This is a genomic window from Streptosporangium sp. OZ121 (genome assembly GCF_051918885.1).
Lineage (GTDB): Bacteria > Actinomycetota > Actinomycetes > Streptosporangiales > Streptosporangiaceae > Streptosporangium.
In genome coordinates this window covers 62,254-76,511 of the sequence record NZ_JBPXMC010000013.1, presented here as the reverse complement: position 1 = coordinate 76,511, position 14,258 = coordinate 62,254, and the positions used below count along the sequence as shown (strand labels likewise).

The following is a 14,258-nucleotide window of genomic DNA, read 5'->3' as shown; positions in this document are numbered from 1 at the left end:
AAAGTGGCTAAGAGCGACTACTACGGCACCCTCGGGGTGCGCCGTGACGCCAGTGCGGAAGAGATCAAGAAGGCGTACCGGCGCCTGGCGCGCGAGCTGCATCCCGACGTCAACCCCGACCCCGAGACCCAGGAACGCTTCAAGGAGATCACGCAGGCCTACGAGGTCCTGTCCGACTCCAGCAAGCGGCAGATGTACGACATGGGTGCCGACCCGTTCGCCTCGGGCGGCGGCGCGGGGGCCGGGGGCTTCGGTGCCGGCTTCCCGTTCAGCGACATCATGGACGCCTTCTTCGGCGCGGCCGGTGGCGGCGGTGGCCGGGGTCCCCGCTCCCGTGCCCGGCGCGGGCGCAACGCCACCATCCGGGTCGAGCTCGACCTGCGCGAGTCGGGCTTCGGCACGACCCGCGAGCTGGTCGTCGACACCGCCGTGGTCTGCGAGGTCTGCACGGGCTCCGGCGCGGCGGCCGGCACCCACCCCGACACCTGTGACATGTGTCACGGCCGGGGTGAGGTCTCCCAGGTCACCCGGTCCTTCCTCGGCCAGGTCATGACCTCCCGCCCCTGCCCCCAGTGCGGCGGCTTCGGGTCGATCATCCGCAACCCCTGCCAGGAGTGCTCGGGCGACGGCCGGGTCCGCACCCGGCGGACCATCAAGGTCCGCATCCCGGCCGGGGTCGAGGACGGCACCCACATCCAGCTCGCCGGCGAGGGCGAGATCGGCCCGGGGGGAGGCCCGCCCGGCGACCTGTTCCTGGAGATCGTCGAGCGTCCCCACGAGATCTTCGAGAGGCGCGGCGACGACCTGCACTGCACCGTGCAGATCCCGATGACCGCGGCCGCGCTCGGCACCATCCTGACCATGGAGACGCTCGACGGCGCCGAGGAGCTCGACATCCGTCCCGGCACGCAGTCGGGGCAGACGATCCCGCTCTACGGGCGGGGCGTGCAGCGCCTGAACGAGACGGGCCGCGGCGACCTGCTGATCCACGTGAACGTGGAGACCCCCTCCCGCCTCGACGCCGAGCAGGAGGAGCTGCTGAAGGAGCTCGCCAGGCTCCGCGGCGAGGAGCGCCCGCCGGGCAAGTTCGCCCCAGGGCAGCAGAGCTTCTTCTCCCGCCTGCGGGACGCCTTCAATGGCCGCTGACCCGGCCCGAGCCCGGTCGCGTCGAGGCCTGGCCCGCGTGCGGCCGGGGCGTCCCGCCCCGGCCGTCCCAGGGGCGTGTCACCCGCGCCGGGCCGGCTCCGGGGCGTGGCGCCCCGGCCCGTCCTGCTCCGACGGCCCATGACCGTCCCGGTCTTCCTGGCCGACCCCGCCGACCTGGCCAGGCCGGCGTTCGTCTTCGGCGGTCCCGAGGGGCGCCACGCGGCGGCCGTACGGCGGCTGCGGGCGGGGGAGCGGCTCGACCTGACCGACGGGGCGGGCTCCGTCGCCGAGTGCGTGGTGACCGAGGCGGGCAGGGACTCGCTCCGGGTCGAGGTGCTGCGCCGCCACGACGTGCCCGTGCCGTCACCGCGCCTGGTCGTGGTCCAGGGCCTGCCCAAGGGCGACCGGGGCGAGCTGGCCGTGGAGATGATGACCGAGGCGGGGGTCGACGTGATCGTCCCCTGGGCCGCGGCCAGGTGTGTCACCCAGTGGAAGGGCGAACGGGCGGCCAAGGCGCTGGCCCGCTGGCGGTTCACGGCACGCGAGGCGGGCAAGCAGTCGCGCCGTTTCCACCTGCCGGAGGTGACGGAGCTCGCGTCCACCGCGAAGGTCGCCGGCCTGCTGTCGGCGGCGGCGCTGGGCGTGGTGCTGCACGAGGAGGCCACCGCCCCGCTGTCCGGCCTGTCCCTCCCCGCCGGTGGCGACATCGTCGTGGTGGTCGGCCCCGAGGGCGGGGTCTCGGGCGAGGAGATCGCCGCGTTCCGTGAGGCCAAGGCGGTGCCGGCGCTGCTCGGGCCGACGGTGCTGCGCACCTCGACCGCCGGGGTCGTCGCGGCGGCGGTGCTCCAGACGCGCAGCGGCCGCTGGTGACATCCCGCCGGTGCGCGGCCGGTCGCCCCTCGGCGGTCGCCGGTCCCGGCGAATCCGTGTCGTGAGGTCCCGGAGGTGTGAGGCCAAGGGGAAGCGCTCGTGAGGCCCCGGGGATCCGCCCCCGCGAGCGGGTGGCGGGGAGAGAACCGGTCAGGGGCGCCGTGACCGGTCACCGCGCTAACTCTGGGTGGGGATCGGAACCGGGGTGCTCGCCTCCGTCGGCATGGGAGGCGAGGCGTCGCCCGACGGCGCGCACTCGTCGGGCGAGCACGGACTCTCCGAGGGAGCCGGCCTCGTCTTCGTCGGCGTCGGTGTCGCCTCGATCTCCTCGCACCTCCTGAAGACCCCGCTGGGCTCGACGGTGGGGCTGTCGAGGGGGGTGGGGCAGGTGGGCGTCGGTGTCGGCGTCGGCCGGGGAGCCGTCGTCGCCGGGTTGGGCCTGGAGGTGGGCCGCGTGCTGGGCGCCGCGCTCCTGGACGGCGCGGGCCTCGGCGAGAGCATGGTGGCGCCGGGGTCCGACCTGCTGGCGGCCGGAAGCGGGGCGGGGTCGGACGGCGGTTGCGAGGAGGGCGCCGGGGGACGTGAGGTGGCGGACCCGTCGACGGGAGGGGTCGACTCGGCGAACTTGATCCACTCGACCCTCACCTGGCGGCCCACCTCCTCGCGGAACTGGGGAACCACCATGACGACGGTCGCCGCGACGAGGACCGCGCCCGCGACGGAGGCCCCGGCGCGCCACCACACCAGCCGGCGGATCCCGCGCCGCTCGATGCGTCCGCGGATCACCTCCAGCCCGTCCGGGGAGGGAACGACCGAGTTCGCCTCCGCGCTGAGCGCGCGGCGAAGCAGCTCGCCGTACTCATCCGGGGAGTCGGTCATGACAGTTGCTCCAGTGAGGTTCGGAGGGCGGCCATGCCGCGAGCCGTGTGGCTCTTGACCGCGCCTTTGCTGATGCCCATCGCATGGGCGATCTGCGCCTCGGACAGGTCTCCGTAGTAGCGCAGCACCAGGGCCTCCCGCTGGCGTGCGGGCAGCCCGCGGAGCGCCTCGATGACGGCGGAACGCTCGAACTCGCCGATCGCCCCGTTCTCGGCGCTCGGCGCGTCGGGCATGCCCTTGGGCGCGTACTTCTCGACGACCGCCCGATGCCGAAGCACCGAACGTGATCGGTTGACGACCGACTGTCGCAGATAGGCCAGTGCCTTGTCGGTGTCGCGCAGTCGGCGCCAGGCGCCATGGATGGCGACGAACGCGTCCTGCACGACCTCCTCCGCGGTTGCCATGTCGCGGACGAGTAAGACGGCGAGACGGACAAGAGACCGATAGTGCGCGCTGTAGAGCGCGGTAACGGCCATGTCGGCATCCCATCCGACGGGCACCGCCCCGAGCGACCTGTCGGCCACGAGGGTCTCGGTGGTCACATCAGTGGGACGCTTGGCCTTCCCAGAGGGTTTACGCTCTTCCGGTTCATTAGGGGGCATGACCCAGTCGTGTCCTCGCCAGGCGGCCATATATTGCTGCGCGCAAAGGGCTGTCGTGGTTGAAGTTTTGCACACCCACCATATCCGGGCGGATCTTTGTTTGCGGACGGGAACCATCACCGATTCGCAACGTCCTCGGCGGTATGGTGCCTGTCATGGTGAGCGAAGCCGACTGCCTGTTCTGCAGGATCGTGGCCAAGGAGATTCCCGCGGAGATCGTCTACGAGACCGATCGCGCGCTGGCCTTCCGCGACGTCAATCCCCAGGCGCCGACCCACGTGCTGGTGATCCCCAAGGGTCACTACCGGGACGCGGCCGCCCTGGCCGCCGCCGACCACGGCCTGGCCGACGAGGTGATCAGGGTCGCGCACGAGGTCGCCCTGCGCGAGGGGGTCGTGGAGTCGGGCTACCGGCTGGTGTTCAACACCGGGCCCGGTGCCGGCCAGACCGTCTTCCACGTGCACGGACACGTGCTCGGCGGGCGCGGCCTGCAGTGGCCGCCCGGCTGAAAACCGGCAAGCGCGATCCTGGCGATCGCGGCTAGCATGGCGTTGAAGTTCCGCGCCTATATCTGGAGGCGAACAGGCCGTAAGGCCCGCTCATGTCCGAGACAAACGATTCCAGCAGAACGCCGCCGCGGTCCCGGGGTGCCAGCCGGACCCAGGCGAAGGTGGTTATTCCGGACGATCAGTCGATGGTCAGCCTGCTGGGCTCGCGCGACGAGCTGTTGCGCGTCATCGAGGGCGCCTTCCGCGCCGACATCCACGTCCGGGGCAACGAGATCACCGTCACCGGCAGCCCCGAGGAGAGCAGCACCGTGGTGCGGCTCTTCGAGGAGATGTCCGAACTCGTCCGCGGGGGCGCGCAGCTCACGGCCGACGCGGTCGAGCGCAGCATCGCCATGCTGCGGATGACCTCCGACCGGCCCGCCGAGGTCCTCTCCCTGGACATCATCTCCTCGCGGGGCCGGACCATCCGCCCGAAGACCGTGAACCAGAAGCGTTACGTCGACGCGATCGACAAGTTCACCGTCGTCTTCGGCATCGGACCGGCCGGCACGGGCAAGACCTACCTCGCCATGGCGAAGGCGGTGAAGGCCCTCCAGGAGAAGAAGGTCAACAGGATCATCCTCACCCGCCCCGCGGTAGAGGCGGGCGAGCGGCTGGGATTCCTGCCCGGCACGCTCTACGAGAAGATCGACCCCTACCTGCGCCCGCTCTACGACGCGCTGCACGACATGCTCGATCCCGACTCGATCCCCAGGCTGATGGCCGCGGGCACGATCGAGGTCGCCCCCCTGGCCTACATGCGCGGCCGTACGCTCAACGACGCCTACATCATCCTGGACGAGGCGCAGAACACCTCGCCGGAGCAGATGAAGATGTTCCTGACGCGGCTGGGCTTCAACTCGAAGATCGTCGTCACCGGTGACGTCACCCAGGTCGACCTGCCGAACGGCACCCAGAGCGGCCTCAGGGTCGTCCAGGACATCCTCGAGGGCATCTCCGACATCCACTTCAGTCGCCTGACCAGTGCCGACGTGGTGCGGCATAAGCTGGTGGGAGACATCGTGGACGCATACGGGCGCTACGACGAGACGCAGCGCCAGAGCAGCGCGGTGGAGCAGATCAAGGGCGTCGTCAAGCAGCGCCCCCGGGGGAGATCATGAGAGTGGACGGGCCGGCGGCCGGTCGAGAAGCGGTGGGCGAGCGATGAGCACGGAGCGGCTCCGGCGCGAGAAGCGGATCGGGTCGTGTGGCACGAACCGGTCGCGCGGCGGGCGGGGAGCGGGGAACGGCCGATGAGCGTCGAGGTCAACAACGAGTCCGGCGTCGAGATCGACGAGGGGCTCATCGTCTCGCTGGCGGGGCACGTGCTGGAGCGGATGGGCATCAACCCGCTCGCCGAGCTGTCGATCCTGGTCGTCGACGAAGAGGCCATGTCGGTGCTGCACGAGCAGTGGATGGGTGAGCCGGGTCCCACGGACGTGCTCGCCTTCCCGATGGACGAGCTGCGCCCCGGTCCCGGCGCGGGCGCCAGGCAGGAGGGCGACGCGCCCACCGACCCGGCGCTCCTCGGCGACGTGGTGCTCTGCCCGCAGGTGGCCGCCAAGCAGGGGGCCGAGGCCGGGCACGGCACCGAGGCCGAGCTGGAGCTGCTGTGCACGCACGGCATCCTCCACCTGCTCGGCTACGACCACGCCGAGCCCGAGGAGCACAAGGAGATGTTCGGCCTGCAGGGCGAGCTTCTGGAGTCGTGGCGGGAGGTGCGCCCCCAGCGGTGAACTTCGCCAACGGGTGGTTGTTCTCGGCCGTCGTCCTCGTCGTGGTCGGCGGGTTGATCGCCAGTGCGGAGACGGCCCTGACCCGCATCTCAAGGGTCCGCGCGGAGGAGTTCGTCCGCGACGGCCGCCGGGGCGCGGAGCGCCTGCAGGCCATCGTCGCCGACCCGCCGCGCTACCTGAACCTGCTGCTCCTGCTCCGGCTGAGCTGTGAGCTGGTCGCCACGGTGATCGCCACGCTGCTGTTCATCGACTGGCTCGGTGACCAGGGCTGGGCCTACACCGCCGCGGCGGCCGTCATGATCGTCGTCAGCTACGTGATCGTCGGGGTCTCTCCGCGCACGCTGGGCCGCCAGCACGCGGAGCCGATCGCGCTCGCCAGCGCACCCCTGGTCTACGGCCTGACCCGGATCTTCGGGCCCCTGCCCAAGCTGCTCATCCTGCTCGGCAACGCGGTGACGCCCGGCAAGGGCTTCCGCGAGGGGCCCTTCACCTCCGAGGCCGAGCTGCGCGACCTGGTCGACCTGGCCGAGGAGCGCAGGGTCATCGAGCCCGACGAGCGGGAGATGATCCACTCGGTCTTCGAGCTCGGCGACACCCTGGTCCGCGAGGTCATGGTGCCCCGCACCGACATGGTGTTCATCGAGCGCGGCAAGACGCTGAACCAGGCCCTGTCGCTCGCCCTGCGCAGCGGTTTCTCGCGGATCCCCGTGGTCGGTGAGAACGAGGACGACGTCATCGGCATCGCCTACCTCAAGGACATCGCGCGCCGGGTGCAGGACATCGGTGAGGAGGGGCGCGCCGAGCCGGTGGAGTCCCTCATGCGCCCGGCCACCTACGTGCCGGAGAGCAAGCCGATCGACCAGCTGCTCCGCGAGATGCAGGCCCGCCAGATACACCAGGCCATCGTCATCGACGAGTACGGCGGCACGGCCGGCCTGGTCACCATCGAGGACATCCTGGAGGAGATCGTCGGTGAGATCGCCGACGAGTACGACCAGGAGGCGCCCAGGGTGGAGCCGCTGGAGGGCGGCGCGGTCCGGGTGACCGCCAGGCTCCCGGTCGGTGACCTGGAGGACCTGTTCGGCATCGAGCTGGAGGTCGACGACGTCGAGACCGTCGGCGGGCTGCTGGCGCACGCGCTGGGCCGGGTGCCGATCGCCGGTTCCCAGGCGGTGGTCGAGGGGCTCAGCCTGACGGCCGAGAGCCTCGCCGGTCGCCGCAACCGGATCGGTACGGTCCTCGTCACCAGGACCGTTCCCGCCGAGCCCGACTCGGTCTCGGCCTCCGCCGACCAGTGAGGGCTCCCGGGCCGCCGTGGTGGCCCGGGGAACGCCCGGGACGGGTGGATCCAGGTGGGGCGGATCCGGGTCGGCCGATCCCGGCGGGCGGATCCGGTGGGCCGATCCGTTCCCAAGCCGCCCGCAAGCCTCCTGCAAGCGGGGCGCGCGATGCTCCTCTCACGGCACCCGGTCGCGCGGGGGCCGGTGGAGAAGGTCCCGGCGCCCGGAGGGGTTCGCGGTGCGGGGGATCGGCTTCAGGGGGAGACAGAGTCACGCAGAGCTCCGAGGCTGTTCTGCGTCACTCGCTCAAGGGTGTTCTCGACCGTGAAATGCGGTTGAGGGCACCCTTGGGCGTTTATTGAATGATTGCCGCTTTTGCCGACGGGGAAGAAAGCGAGTCGGTGGGGACGGGACGCCTCGCCCATGACATCGGGGGAATGCTCATGGCACGGGGAACGAGCTTTGTCGTTTTTGCGGTGTTATATGGGCTTTTATCAAGTATTTCGGTCGGGTGTGGCGGTGAGTCGGGGCCCGACGGCGCCACGGACCGCGCCGCGGAGCTGAACCGGCTGCGGAGGGTGCTCAGCGAGGCGCGGGACCTGCCGGACGGATTCTCGGCCCGCCCGCGCAACGGCTGGCGCGCCCCCTTCCGGGCCGTCGACGAGGACTGCCGGCTCGTCCTCGACGCCGCCGGAGGCAGGCCGCCGAAGCGGGCGCTGGGAGCGAGGGCCGCCGTGACCTATCAGGGCGACGGGGTCGGGGAACTGGCCGGGTTCGGCCTCGCCTCCTACGGCGGTGACGACGCGGCGCTCCACTTCGGCGAGCTCGCCGAGGCGCTGGGCGGCTGCCCGGTCGCGCGGGCCCCCGTCGCCGGGCGCGGCACCGCCTTCAGGGTCTCCGACCTGGACCTGGGCCCGGTCGGTGACGGGGTGCAGGCCAGGCGGCTGAACGGCAGGCTGAACGGATACCCGTACGAGATCCACCTGGTGTTCGCCCTCAGCGGCCACACCCTGGTCTCGCTGGTGCACGCCGGGGTCAGGGACGTCGACGCCGCGCGTACCGGGCAGCTCGCCCGCCTGCTGGTCGGCGAGGCCGGCGAGGCCGGCGCGTGAGAGGTCACCGTCCGGGCTGTGAGAGGCCACCGTCCGGCGAAGGGGTCACCCTCTGGGAGGTCACCGTCCGGGTGAGCACCGCCTGGGGGAGGCCGCCGGGGTACCGCTGTTCGAAGGGGATCCCCGCCTGGGCGAGGCCGGGTCGCCGCGGGGGCCGGGAGCTGAATACCCTTGTGCCGTGAGTGACGCGACCCTCGATCCCGAGGACAAGAAGATCATCGTGCTGGCCCGTTCCGCCCGTGCCCGCAACGGTGCCGCCGAGGGGGCCGCCGTGCGGGACGAGACCGGCCGGACCTACTCGGCGACCAATGTGGCACTGCCGTCTCTGACCTTGTCGGCGCTCCAGGTCGCCGTGGCGATGGCCGTGTCCAGCGGAGCGGAGTCGCTGGAGGCCGCCGCGCTGGTCACGGCGGGTGACGGTCCCTCCGACGCCGACACTTCGGCGGTCCGCGATCTGGGCGGCGAGACCGTGCTCGTGGCCGGTCCCGACGGGACACCGCGTCAGAGCTGAGTCCGGCATCGGCGACAATGGTTGACGTGAGTTCCTCAGCTGCTGATTTCCATGCCGGTTTCGCCTGCTTCGTCGGCCGGCCCAACGTCGGCAAGTCCACGCTGATGAACGCGTTGGTCGGCACGAAGGTGGCGATCACCTCTTCCAAGCCCCAGACGACCCGCCGGGCCATCCGTGGCATCGTGCACCGCCCCGACTCCCAGCTCGTCATCGTCGACACGCCGGGCCTGCACCGGCCGCGCACGCTCCTGGGCGAGCGGCTGGACAGCCTGGTGCTCTCCACCCTCACCGAGGTCGACGTGATCGGCTTCTGCGTGCCGGCCAACGAGCCCATCGGCAAGGGCGACCGGTTCATCGCGGAGAAGCTCGCGGGCATCAAGAAGACCCCGGTGGTCGCCGTGGTGACCAAGTGCGACCTGGCGACCCGCGAGCAGATCGCCGCGCAGCTGCTCGCGATCTCCCAGCTCGCCGACTTCGACGACATCGTGCCGGTCTCCGCGCAGTCGGGCGAGCAACTCGACGTGCTGGCCGACGTGCTGGTCCAGCGACTCCCGGAGAGCCCGCCGCTGTACGAGGGAGGGCAGCTCACCGACGAGCCCGAGCAGGTGCTGGTGGGCGAGCTGATCCGCGAGGCGGCACTGGAGGGCGTGCGCGACGAGCTGCCGCACTCGATCGCGGTCGTCGTCGACGAGATGATGCCGAGAGAGGGCCGCGACGACCTCCTCGACATCTACGCGCACATGTTCGTCGAGCGCCCGTCCCAGAAGGCCATCGTGATCGGGCACAAGGGTTCCCGGCTCAAGGACGTCGGCAGCCGCGCCCGCCGGCAGATCGAGGCGCTCCTCGGCACCCGCGTCTACCTCGACCTGCGCATCAGCGTCGCCAAGGACTGGCAGCGCGACCCCAAGCAACTCCGCCGCCTGGGCTTCTACGACTGACAGTGATGATGTTCATGGTGACGCTGCGGCGGGTCTGACCCACCGACGGACTGACGTCTCGACTGCCGGCCCGGCCGCCCCCTCAAGGGCGGTTTCACGACCGGGAGTCCGGCCCCGCCCCGTCAAGGGCGGTCGCCTCCTCGCCGTGCCGGAGCCGCCGCCGCAGCTCGACGGCGTCCCGGCCGAGCGCGGAGACCAGGGTGCCGGGGCCGGCCAGGGGGAGGACGGCCCAGCCGTCCCCGACCACCGTCTCCGGCGCCCGCCCGGTGATCAGGGTGCTGCCCACGCAGCGGGCGTCGCCGTAGACGGCGGAGCTGTCGTCGATCTCCGGGTCGCCCACCACGAACTCCTGGCGGAGCAGCGGCACCCCGCCGAGGACGGCGTCGAAGCGCGAGTGGCAGCGTCCCGGCCGCTCGCCGTACCGGCCGAAGACGATCTCCTCGCGCCAGAGCACCCGCGCGTCCTCCGCCAGGTCCAGCCGGACGACCGTGCGGTGCAGGCAGCCCGCCGCGAGCACCGTCGGCTCCGGCGCGAACCGCAACGAGGCGCCCGCGCCGACCCTGGCCGTGATCGTCATCACCGACTCGGCCCCCGCGGAGCCGGGCAGCACCAGCGTGCTCGCGACCGACCGCACCTCCAGCGAGGTTCCCGGCGCCACCTCGATGTCGAGGGCCAGGTCGTCGCCGCCCAGCGGGCCCGCCGCGGTGGACACCAGGTGCACCCGGTCCGGTGCGGTCGCCCGGACCGTGAGCGGCGGGCCCGAACGCATCGTGGCGAGGACGGTCCGGCCGCCGGAGTCCCGGCGGGTGACGATCGCCGCCCGCGCCCTCATCGACCGCCGCCCGACCGGCCCCGGCTCCGGCCGTACGGATCGTGCGGACGTGGGGACGTCGTCGTGGACGGGTGCGGGCGCGCGGCCGGGGGCGGGGGCGGGAGCCGGGGCGGAGTCGGTGACGGGCATGGGGTCAGGCGTTGGAGTGCTCGTGGGCCCAGGACTCGACCAGGCCGGTGACCCATTCGGAGACCGCGTGCGCGCTCGGATCCTCCCTGATCGAGGTGAACAGCACGGGCCTGCCCTCCCGCACGGCCGCCGCGTCGCGCGACATGACCGTGAGGTCCGCGCCGACCATCGGGGCCAGGTCGGTCTTGTTGACCACGAGCAGGTCGGCCGTCGTCACGCCCGGGCCGCCCTTGCGCGGGACCTTGTCGCCGCCCGACACGTCCAGCACGAAGATCTGCCGGTCGGCCAGGCCCCTGCTGAAGGTCGCGGTGAGATTGTCCCCGCCGCTCTCCACGATCACCAGGTCGAGCGGGCCGAACCGCTCCTCCAGGGTCTCCACCGCGTCGAGGTTGGCCGCGATGTCGTCGCGGATGGCGGTGTGCGGGCAGCACCCGGTCTGCACGGCGACGATCCGCTCCGGGTCGAGCACGCCCGCCCTGCGCAGGAAGTCGGCGTCCTCGGTGGTGTAGATGTCGTTGGTCACCACGCCCAGGCGCATCGAGGGGCCGAGCGTCCGGCACAGGGCCGCGGTCAGCGCGGTCTTGCCGCTGCCGACGGGCCCTCCGATGCCCAGGCGCAGTGCTCGTCCGTGAGGGTCGGCGGCGTGATGGTGGTCGTCGTGGTTGGCGCCCATGGGGGGGTCACCGTCCTTCCAGGTGGTCGTCAGGAGACGAAGAGCCTCAGATCTGCGCGGATGTGCTGTTCGGCGAGCAGGTCGAGCGCGGGGGCGGCGTGCGCGGGCAGTGACTCCCAGGAATCCCAGGAATCCCAGGACTCCCTGGGTTCCTGGGATTCCTGGGATTCCCGTGACCGCGGGGCCTCCCCGGTGGGGACGGTGGCCGCGACCCGTTCCAGGGCCGGGGCGAGATCGGCGAGCAGGCGGTGGACGGCGACCGGGTCGAGGCCCAGCAGCCGCACCGCCGCCGTGGCGGGTCCGGTGACGGAGGTGTAGGCCGCCGCGAGGGCGGCCTCGGCGGGGGAGCACCCCGCCACGGCCGCCACCGCGCCGAGCGCGAGCGGGTGGTGGACGCCCTGGGGCACGGCCCCGGCCAGGGTGTCGAGCACGGGGGAGGGCCAGATCCTCCGCGAGGTACGCAGCAGCAGCCTGCCCTGCGTGCGGCTCGCCTCCCGCTGGGCGGGAGAGGAGATCCTGGCATCGGCCTCCGCGTCCAGCCGTACCCACCCGGAACGGCCCGTCTCTGGATGGGGGGACGAGCCGTTCGCGGGAGTGGGAGCGAGGGCGACGCCGTTCGTCCGCGCGGGGACCTCCGCCGGTGGGCCGTCCGCCGGGGGCGGGAGGCTCGCGGCGAGGTGGGCCGCGCCGAGCTCGCAGGCCGCGGCGGCGAGGGCGGCCGTCACCAGGCCCGCGGTGGCCAGGCGGCCCCGCAGGAAGGCGGCGAGGCCGGGAAGGTCGTGGATCGCGCCGATCCTGACCGCCTCCTCGGCGCCCCCGGAGTGGCCGTGGCCCCCGGCGGGCAGCCGGGAGTCGGCCAGGAGCAGCAACGCGGCGTTCATGCGCTACGGGGTCTCCTTTCGGCTGGACGGGACCTGCTGGGCGAGGCGGCGCCGCGGTCGAGCGGGCGCCGCTCAGAACAGGAAGTAGCGCTGGGTCATGGGCAGGGTCTCGGCGGGGGCGGGTTCGATCACTTCGCCGTCGACGCTGACGGCGAAGGTGTCGGGGTGGACCTCGATCCTGGGCATGGCGTCGTTGAGCGGCATGCTCTCCTTGCCCCTGCGGCGGACGTCGGCCACCGGCAGCAGGCGCCTGCGCACAGCCAGGCGGTCGGCGAGGCCGTCCTCGATCGCGAGGGGGGCGACGAAGTGGACCGATGTGGCGGCGGCGGTGACCGGGGCGGCGCCGAACATCGGGCGCGGCATGACCGGCTGCGGGGTCGGGATGGACGCGTTGGCGTCGCCCATCTGGGCGTACGCGATGACACCGCCCTTGACCACCAGGTCCGGCTTGACGCCGAAGAAGGCCGGGTCCCACAGGACCAGGTCGGCCAGCTTGCCGGTCTCCACCGAGCCGACCTCGCCGTCCAGGCCGTGGGCCGTCGCCGGGCAGATCGTGTACTTGGCGACGTAGCGCCGGGCGCGGAGGTTGTCGGCCGGGCCGTCGCCGGGCAGCGCGCCGCGGCGGCGCTTCATCACGTGCGCGGTCTGCCAGGTACGGATGATCGTCTCACCCACCCGGCCCATCGCCTGGGAGTCCGAGCCGATCATCGAGATCGCGCCCATGTCGTGCAGGATGTCCTCGGCCGCCATCGTGGACGGCCGGATCCGCGACTCGGCGAACGCCAGGTCCTCGGGGATGGACGGGTTGAGGTGGTGGCAGACCATCAGCATGTCGAGGTGCTCGTCGAGCGTGTTGACGGTGTGCGGGCGGGTCGGGTTGGTCGAGGACGGCAGGATGTTGCCGTAGGAGGCGACCCGGATGATGTCCGGCGCGTGGCCGCCGCCCGCTCCCTCGGTGTGGTACGCGTGGATCATCCGGTCGCCGATCGCCACCAGCGTCGACTCCACGAACCCGGCCTCGTTGAGGGTGTCGGTGTGGATGGTGACCTGGGTGCCGGTGGCGTCGGCGACCGACAGGCAGGCGTCGATGGCGGCCGGGGTGGTGCCCCAGTCCTCGTGCAGCTTGAAACCCGAGGCCCCGGCGCGGAGCTGTTCGAGCAGGCCCTCTCGGCTGACCGTGTTGCCCTTGCCGAGAAGCGCGACGTTGATCGGGTAGGAGTCGAGCGACTCCAGCATCCGGGCGAGATACCAGGTGCCGGTGACGGTGGTGGCCTTGGTGCCCTCGGCGGGCCCGGTGCCGCCGCCCACGACGGTGGTCACCCCGGCGGCGAGGGCCTCGTCGAGGATCTGCGGGCAGATCAGGTGGACGTGGGAGTCGATCGCGCCGGCGGTCAGGATCTTCCCGTTGCCCGCGAGGATCTCGGTCGAGGGGCCGATGACCAGGTCCGGGTGGACGCCGTCCATGGTGTCGGGGTTTCCCGCCTTGCCGATCGCGACGATGCGGCCTTCCCTGATCCCGATGTCGGCCTTGACCACACCCCAGTGGTCGAGGATCACCGCGCCGGTGATCACCAGGTCTGGCGAGCCCTCTGCCCTGGTGGTCCTGGCCTGGCCCATCGACTCCCTGATGACCTTGCCGCCGCCGAAGACGGCCTCGTCGCCCGCCCCCGACGGGCCCATCGAGAGGTCCTCGGTGACCTCGATGAGCAGGTCGGTGTCGGCCAGCCTGATCCGGTCGCCGGTGGTGGGGCCGTAGAGCGCGGCGTAGCGGGATCGTTCAATGAACACTGGGGCTCCCGTCGAGAGGTCCGGCCCACTCCGGGCGGAGACCGGGGACGATCCGCAGTCCGCCGATCGGTACGAGGGTCACGTCGCGCTCCACGCCGGGCTCGAAGCGCACCGCCGTGCCGGCCGGGACGTCGAGCCGGGTGCCCCAGGCCGCCTGGCGGTCGAACTCCAGACCCGGGTTGCACGCGGCGAAGTGGTAGTGCGAGCCGACCTGGATCGGCCGGTCGGCGGTGTTGACGACGCGGACGGTGACGCGCTCGCGGCCCGGGTTGAGCGGGATGGGCGCGTCGCCGTACTGGATCTCACCGGGTGTCATCGGCGTTCACCGTTCCT

16 protein-coding genes are annotated in these 14,258 nt (G+C 72.1%); 9 read left to right on the top strand and 7 right to left on the bottom strand.

All coding sequences use genetic code 11. From position 1 onward, the window contains the following. Nucleotides 1-3: 3 nt before the first annotated feature. Nucleotides 4-1,146 carry a molecular chaperone DnaJ gene (gene dnaJ, locus ACTOQ1_RS23210; RefSeq protein ID WP_344742687.1) on the top strand — a complete coding sequence of 381 codons (1,143 nt, stop codon included), beginning with the start codon at nucleotides 4-6 and terminating at the stop codon, nucleotides 1,144-1,146. A 138-nt stretch (nucleotides 1,147-1,284) separates the two neighbouring features. Next, nucleotides 1,285-2,016, top strand: coding sequence for a 16S rRNA (uracil(1498)-N(3))-methyltransferase (locus tag ACTOQ1_RS23205; RefSeq protein ID WP_440070114.1), 732 nt, complete (start codon nucleotides 1,285-1,287; stop codon nucleotides 2,014-2,016). Between the two features lie 177 nt (nucleotides 2,017-2,193). Here ACTOQ1_RS23205 and ACTOQ1_RS23200 read toward each other — a convergent pair whose 3' ends face one another. Together ACTOQ1_RS23200 and ACTOQ1_RS23195 are read right to left on the bottom strand one after the other, a co-directional pair. Beyond that, a complete protein-coding gene (locus tag ACTOQ1_RS23200) occupies nucleotides 2,194-2,895 on the bottom strand; it encodes a hypothetical protein (RefSeq protein ID WP_440070113.1) in 702 nt (233 codons plus the stop codon). After that, nucleotides 2,892-3,371, bottom strand: coding sequence for a SigE family RNA polymerase sigma factor (locus ACTOQ1_RS23195; RefSeq protein ID WP_043655278.1), 480 nt, complete (start codon nucleotides 3,369-3,371; stop codon nucleotides 2,892-2,894). Before ACTOQ1_RS23195 ends, ACTOQ1_RS23200 begins: the two co-directional genes overlap by 4 nt. A 284-nt stretch (nucleotides 3,372-3,655) precedes the next feature. Between ACTOQ1_RS23195 and ACTOQ1_RS23190 the strand changes: the two genes are divergently transcribed. The 7 genes from ACTOQ1_RS23190 (at nucleotide 3,656) to era (ending at nucleotide 9,622) form a co-directional block, all read left to right on the top strand. Then, the gene (locus ACTOQ1_RS23190; RefSeq protein ID WP_440070213.1) at nucleotides 3,656-4,006 is read left to right on the top strand and encodes a histidine triad nucleotide-binding protein; all 351 of its coding nucleotides are present in this window, start codon (nucleotides 3,656-3,658) and stop codon (nucleotides 4,004-4,006) included. Nucleotides 4,007-4,098: 92 nt separating this feature from the next. Further along, complete coding sequence (locus tag ACTOQ1_RS23185; protein WP_362677341.1) at nucleotides 4,099-5,166, top strand: PhoH family protein; 1,068 nt, start codon at nucleotides 4,099-4,101, stop codon at nucleotides 5,164-5,166. Nucleotides 5,167-5,298: 132 nt separating this feature from the next. Then, nucleotides 5,299-5,781, top strand: a complete 483-nt coding sequence (gene ybeY / locus ACTOQ1_RS23180) for an rRNA maturation RNase YbeY (protein ID WP_344742683.1) — start codon at nucleotides 5,299-5,301, stop codon at nucleotides 5,779-5,781. After that, the gene (locus ACTOQ1_RS23175) at nucleotides 5,778-7,079 is read left to right on the top strand and encodes a hemolysin family protein (RefSeq protein ID WP_440070112.1); all 1,302 of its coding nucleotides are present in this window, start codon (nucleotides 5,778-5,780) and stop codon (nucleotides 7,077-7,079) included. Before ybeY ends, ACTOQ1_RS23175 begins: the two co-directional genes overlap by 4 nt. 560 nt (nucleotides 7,080-7,639) lie before the next feature. Continuing rightward, nucleotides 7,640-8,173: a hypothetical protein gene (locus ACTOQ1_RS23170; protein WP_440070111.1), complete on the top strand. Its 534-nt coding sequence runs from the start codon at nucleotides 7,640-7,642 to the stop codon at nucleotides 8,171-8,173. Nucleotides 8,174-8,351: 178 nt separating this feature from the next. After that, nucleotides 8,352-8,684, top strand: a complete 333-nt coding sequence (locus ACTOQ1_RS23165; protein WP_440070110.1) for a cytidine deaminase — start codon at nucleotides 8,352-8,354, stop codon at nucleotides 8,682-8,684. Nucleotides 8,685-8,701: 17 nt separating this feature from the next. Next, a complete protein-coding gene (gene era / locus ACTOQ1_RS23160) occupies nucleotides 8,702-9,622 on the top strand; it encodes a GTPase Era (RefSeq protein WP_440070109.1) in 921 nt (306 codons plus the stop codon). Between the two features lie 94 nt (nucleotides 9,623-9,716). On the opposite strand, the gene ACTOQ1_RS23155 is transcribed toward era, so the two are convergent. The 5 genes from ACTOQ1_RS23155 to ACTOQ1_RS23135 all read right to left on the bottom strand — a co-directional run bounded on the left by ACTOQ1_RS23155 (nucleotide 9,717) and on the right by ACTOQ1_RS23135 (nucleotide 14,241). Continuing rightward, nucleotides 9,717-10,583: an urease accessory protein UreD gene (locus ACTOQ1_RS23155; protein WP_440070108.1), complete on the bottom strand. Its 867-nt coding sequence runs from the start codon at nucleotides 10,581-10,583 to the stop codon at nucleotides 9,717-9,719. 4 nt (nucleotides 10,584-10,587) lie between these two features. Continuing rightward, the gene (gene ureG, locus ACTOQ1_RS23150; RefSeq protein ID WP_440070107.1) at nucleotides 10,588-11,256 is read right to left on the bottom strand and encodes an urease accessory protein UreG; all 669 of its coding nucleotides are present in this window, start codon (nucleotides 11,254-11,256) and stop codon (nucleotides 10,588-10,590) included. A gap of 29 nt (nucleotides 11,257-11,285) precedes the next feature. Continuing rightward, nucleotides 11,286-12,137: an urease accessory protein UreF gene (locus ACTOQ1_RS23145; RefSeq protein WP_440070106.1), complete on the bottom strand. Its 852-nt coding sequence runs from the start codon at nucleotides 12,135-12,137 to the stop codon at nucleotides 11,286-11,288. A 72-nt stretch (nucleotides 12,138-12,209) separates the two neighbouring features. Further along, nucleotides 12,210-13,925, bottom strand: coding sequence for an urease subunit alpha (locus tag ACTOQ1_RS23140; protein ID WP_440070105.1), 1,716 nt, complete (start codon nucleotides 13,923-13,925; stop codon nucleotides 12,210-12,212). Beyond that, entirely contained in the window at nucleotides 13,915-14,241 is a 327-nt protein-coding gene (locus tag ACTOQ1_RS23135; protein ID WP_435287046.1) for an urease subunit beta, read from the bottom strand. Before ACTOQ1_RS23135 ends, ACTOQ1_RS23140 begins: the two co-directional genes overlap by 11 nt. Between the last annotated feature and the right edge of the window lie 17 nt (nucleotides 14,242-14,258).

Bases quoted from the DNA above. Each gene is read 5' to 3' on its own strand.
- ACTOQ1_RS23205 (WP_440070114.1), top strand. From the start codon at position 1,285: ATGACCGTCCCGGTCTTCCTGGCCGACCCCGCCGACCTGGCCAGGCCG.
- ACTOQ1_RS23200 (WP_440070113.1), bottom strand. From the start codon at position 2,895: ATGACCGACTCCCCGGATGAGTACGGCGAGCTGCTTCGCCGCGCGCTC.
- ACTOQ1_RS23195 (WP_043655278.1), bottom strand. From the start codon at position 3,371: ATGGCCGTTACCGCGCTCTACAGCGCGCACTATCGGTCTCTTGTCCGT.
- ACTOQ1_RS23185 (WP_362677341.1), top strand. From the start codon at position 4,099: ATGTCCGAGACAAACGATTCCAGCAGAACGCCGCCGCGGTCCCGGGGT.
- ybeY (WP_344742683.1), top strand. From the start codon at position 5,299: ATGAGCGTCGAGGTCAACAACGAGTCCGGCGTCGAGATCGACGAGGGG.
- era (WP_440070109.1), top strand. From the start codon at position 8,702: ATGGTTGACGTGAGTTCCTCAGCTGCTGATTTCCATGCCGGTTTCGCC.
- ACTOQ1_RS23155 (WP_440070108.1), bottom strand. From the start codon at position 10,583: ATGCCCGTCACCGACTCCGCCCCGGCTCCCGCCCCCGCCCCCGGCCGC.
- ureG (WP_440070107.1), bottom strand. From the start codon at position 11,256: ATGGGCGCCAACCACGACGACCACCATCACGCCGCCGACCCTCACGGA.
- ACTOQ1_RS23145 (WP_440070106.1), bottom strand. From the start codon at position 12,137: ATGAACGCCGCGTTGCTGCTCCTGGCCGACTCCCGGCTGCCCGCCGGG.
- ACTOQ1_RS23135 (WP_435287046.1), bottom strand. From the start codon at position 14,241: ATGACACCCGGTGAGATCCAGTACGGCGACGCGCCCATCCCGCTCAAC.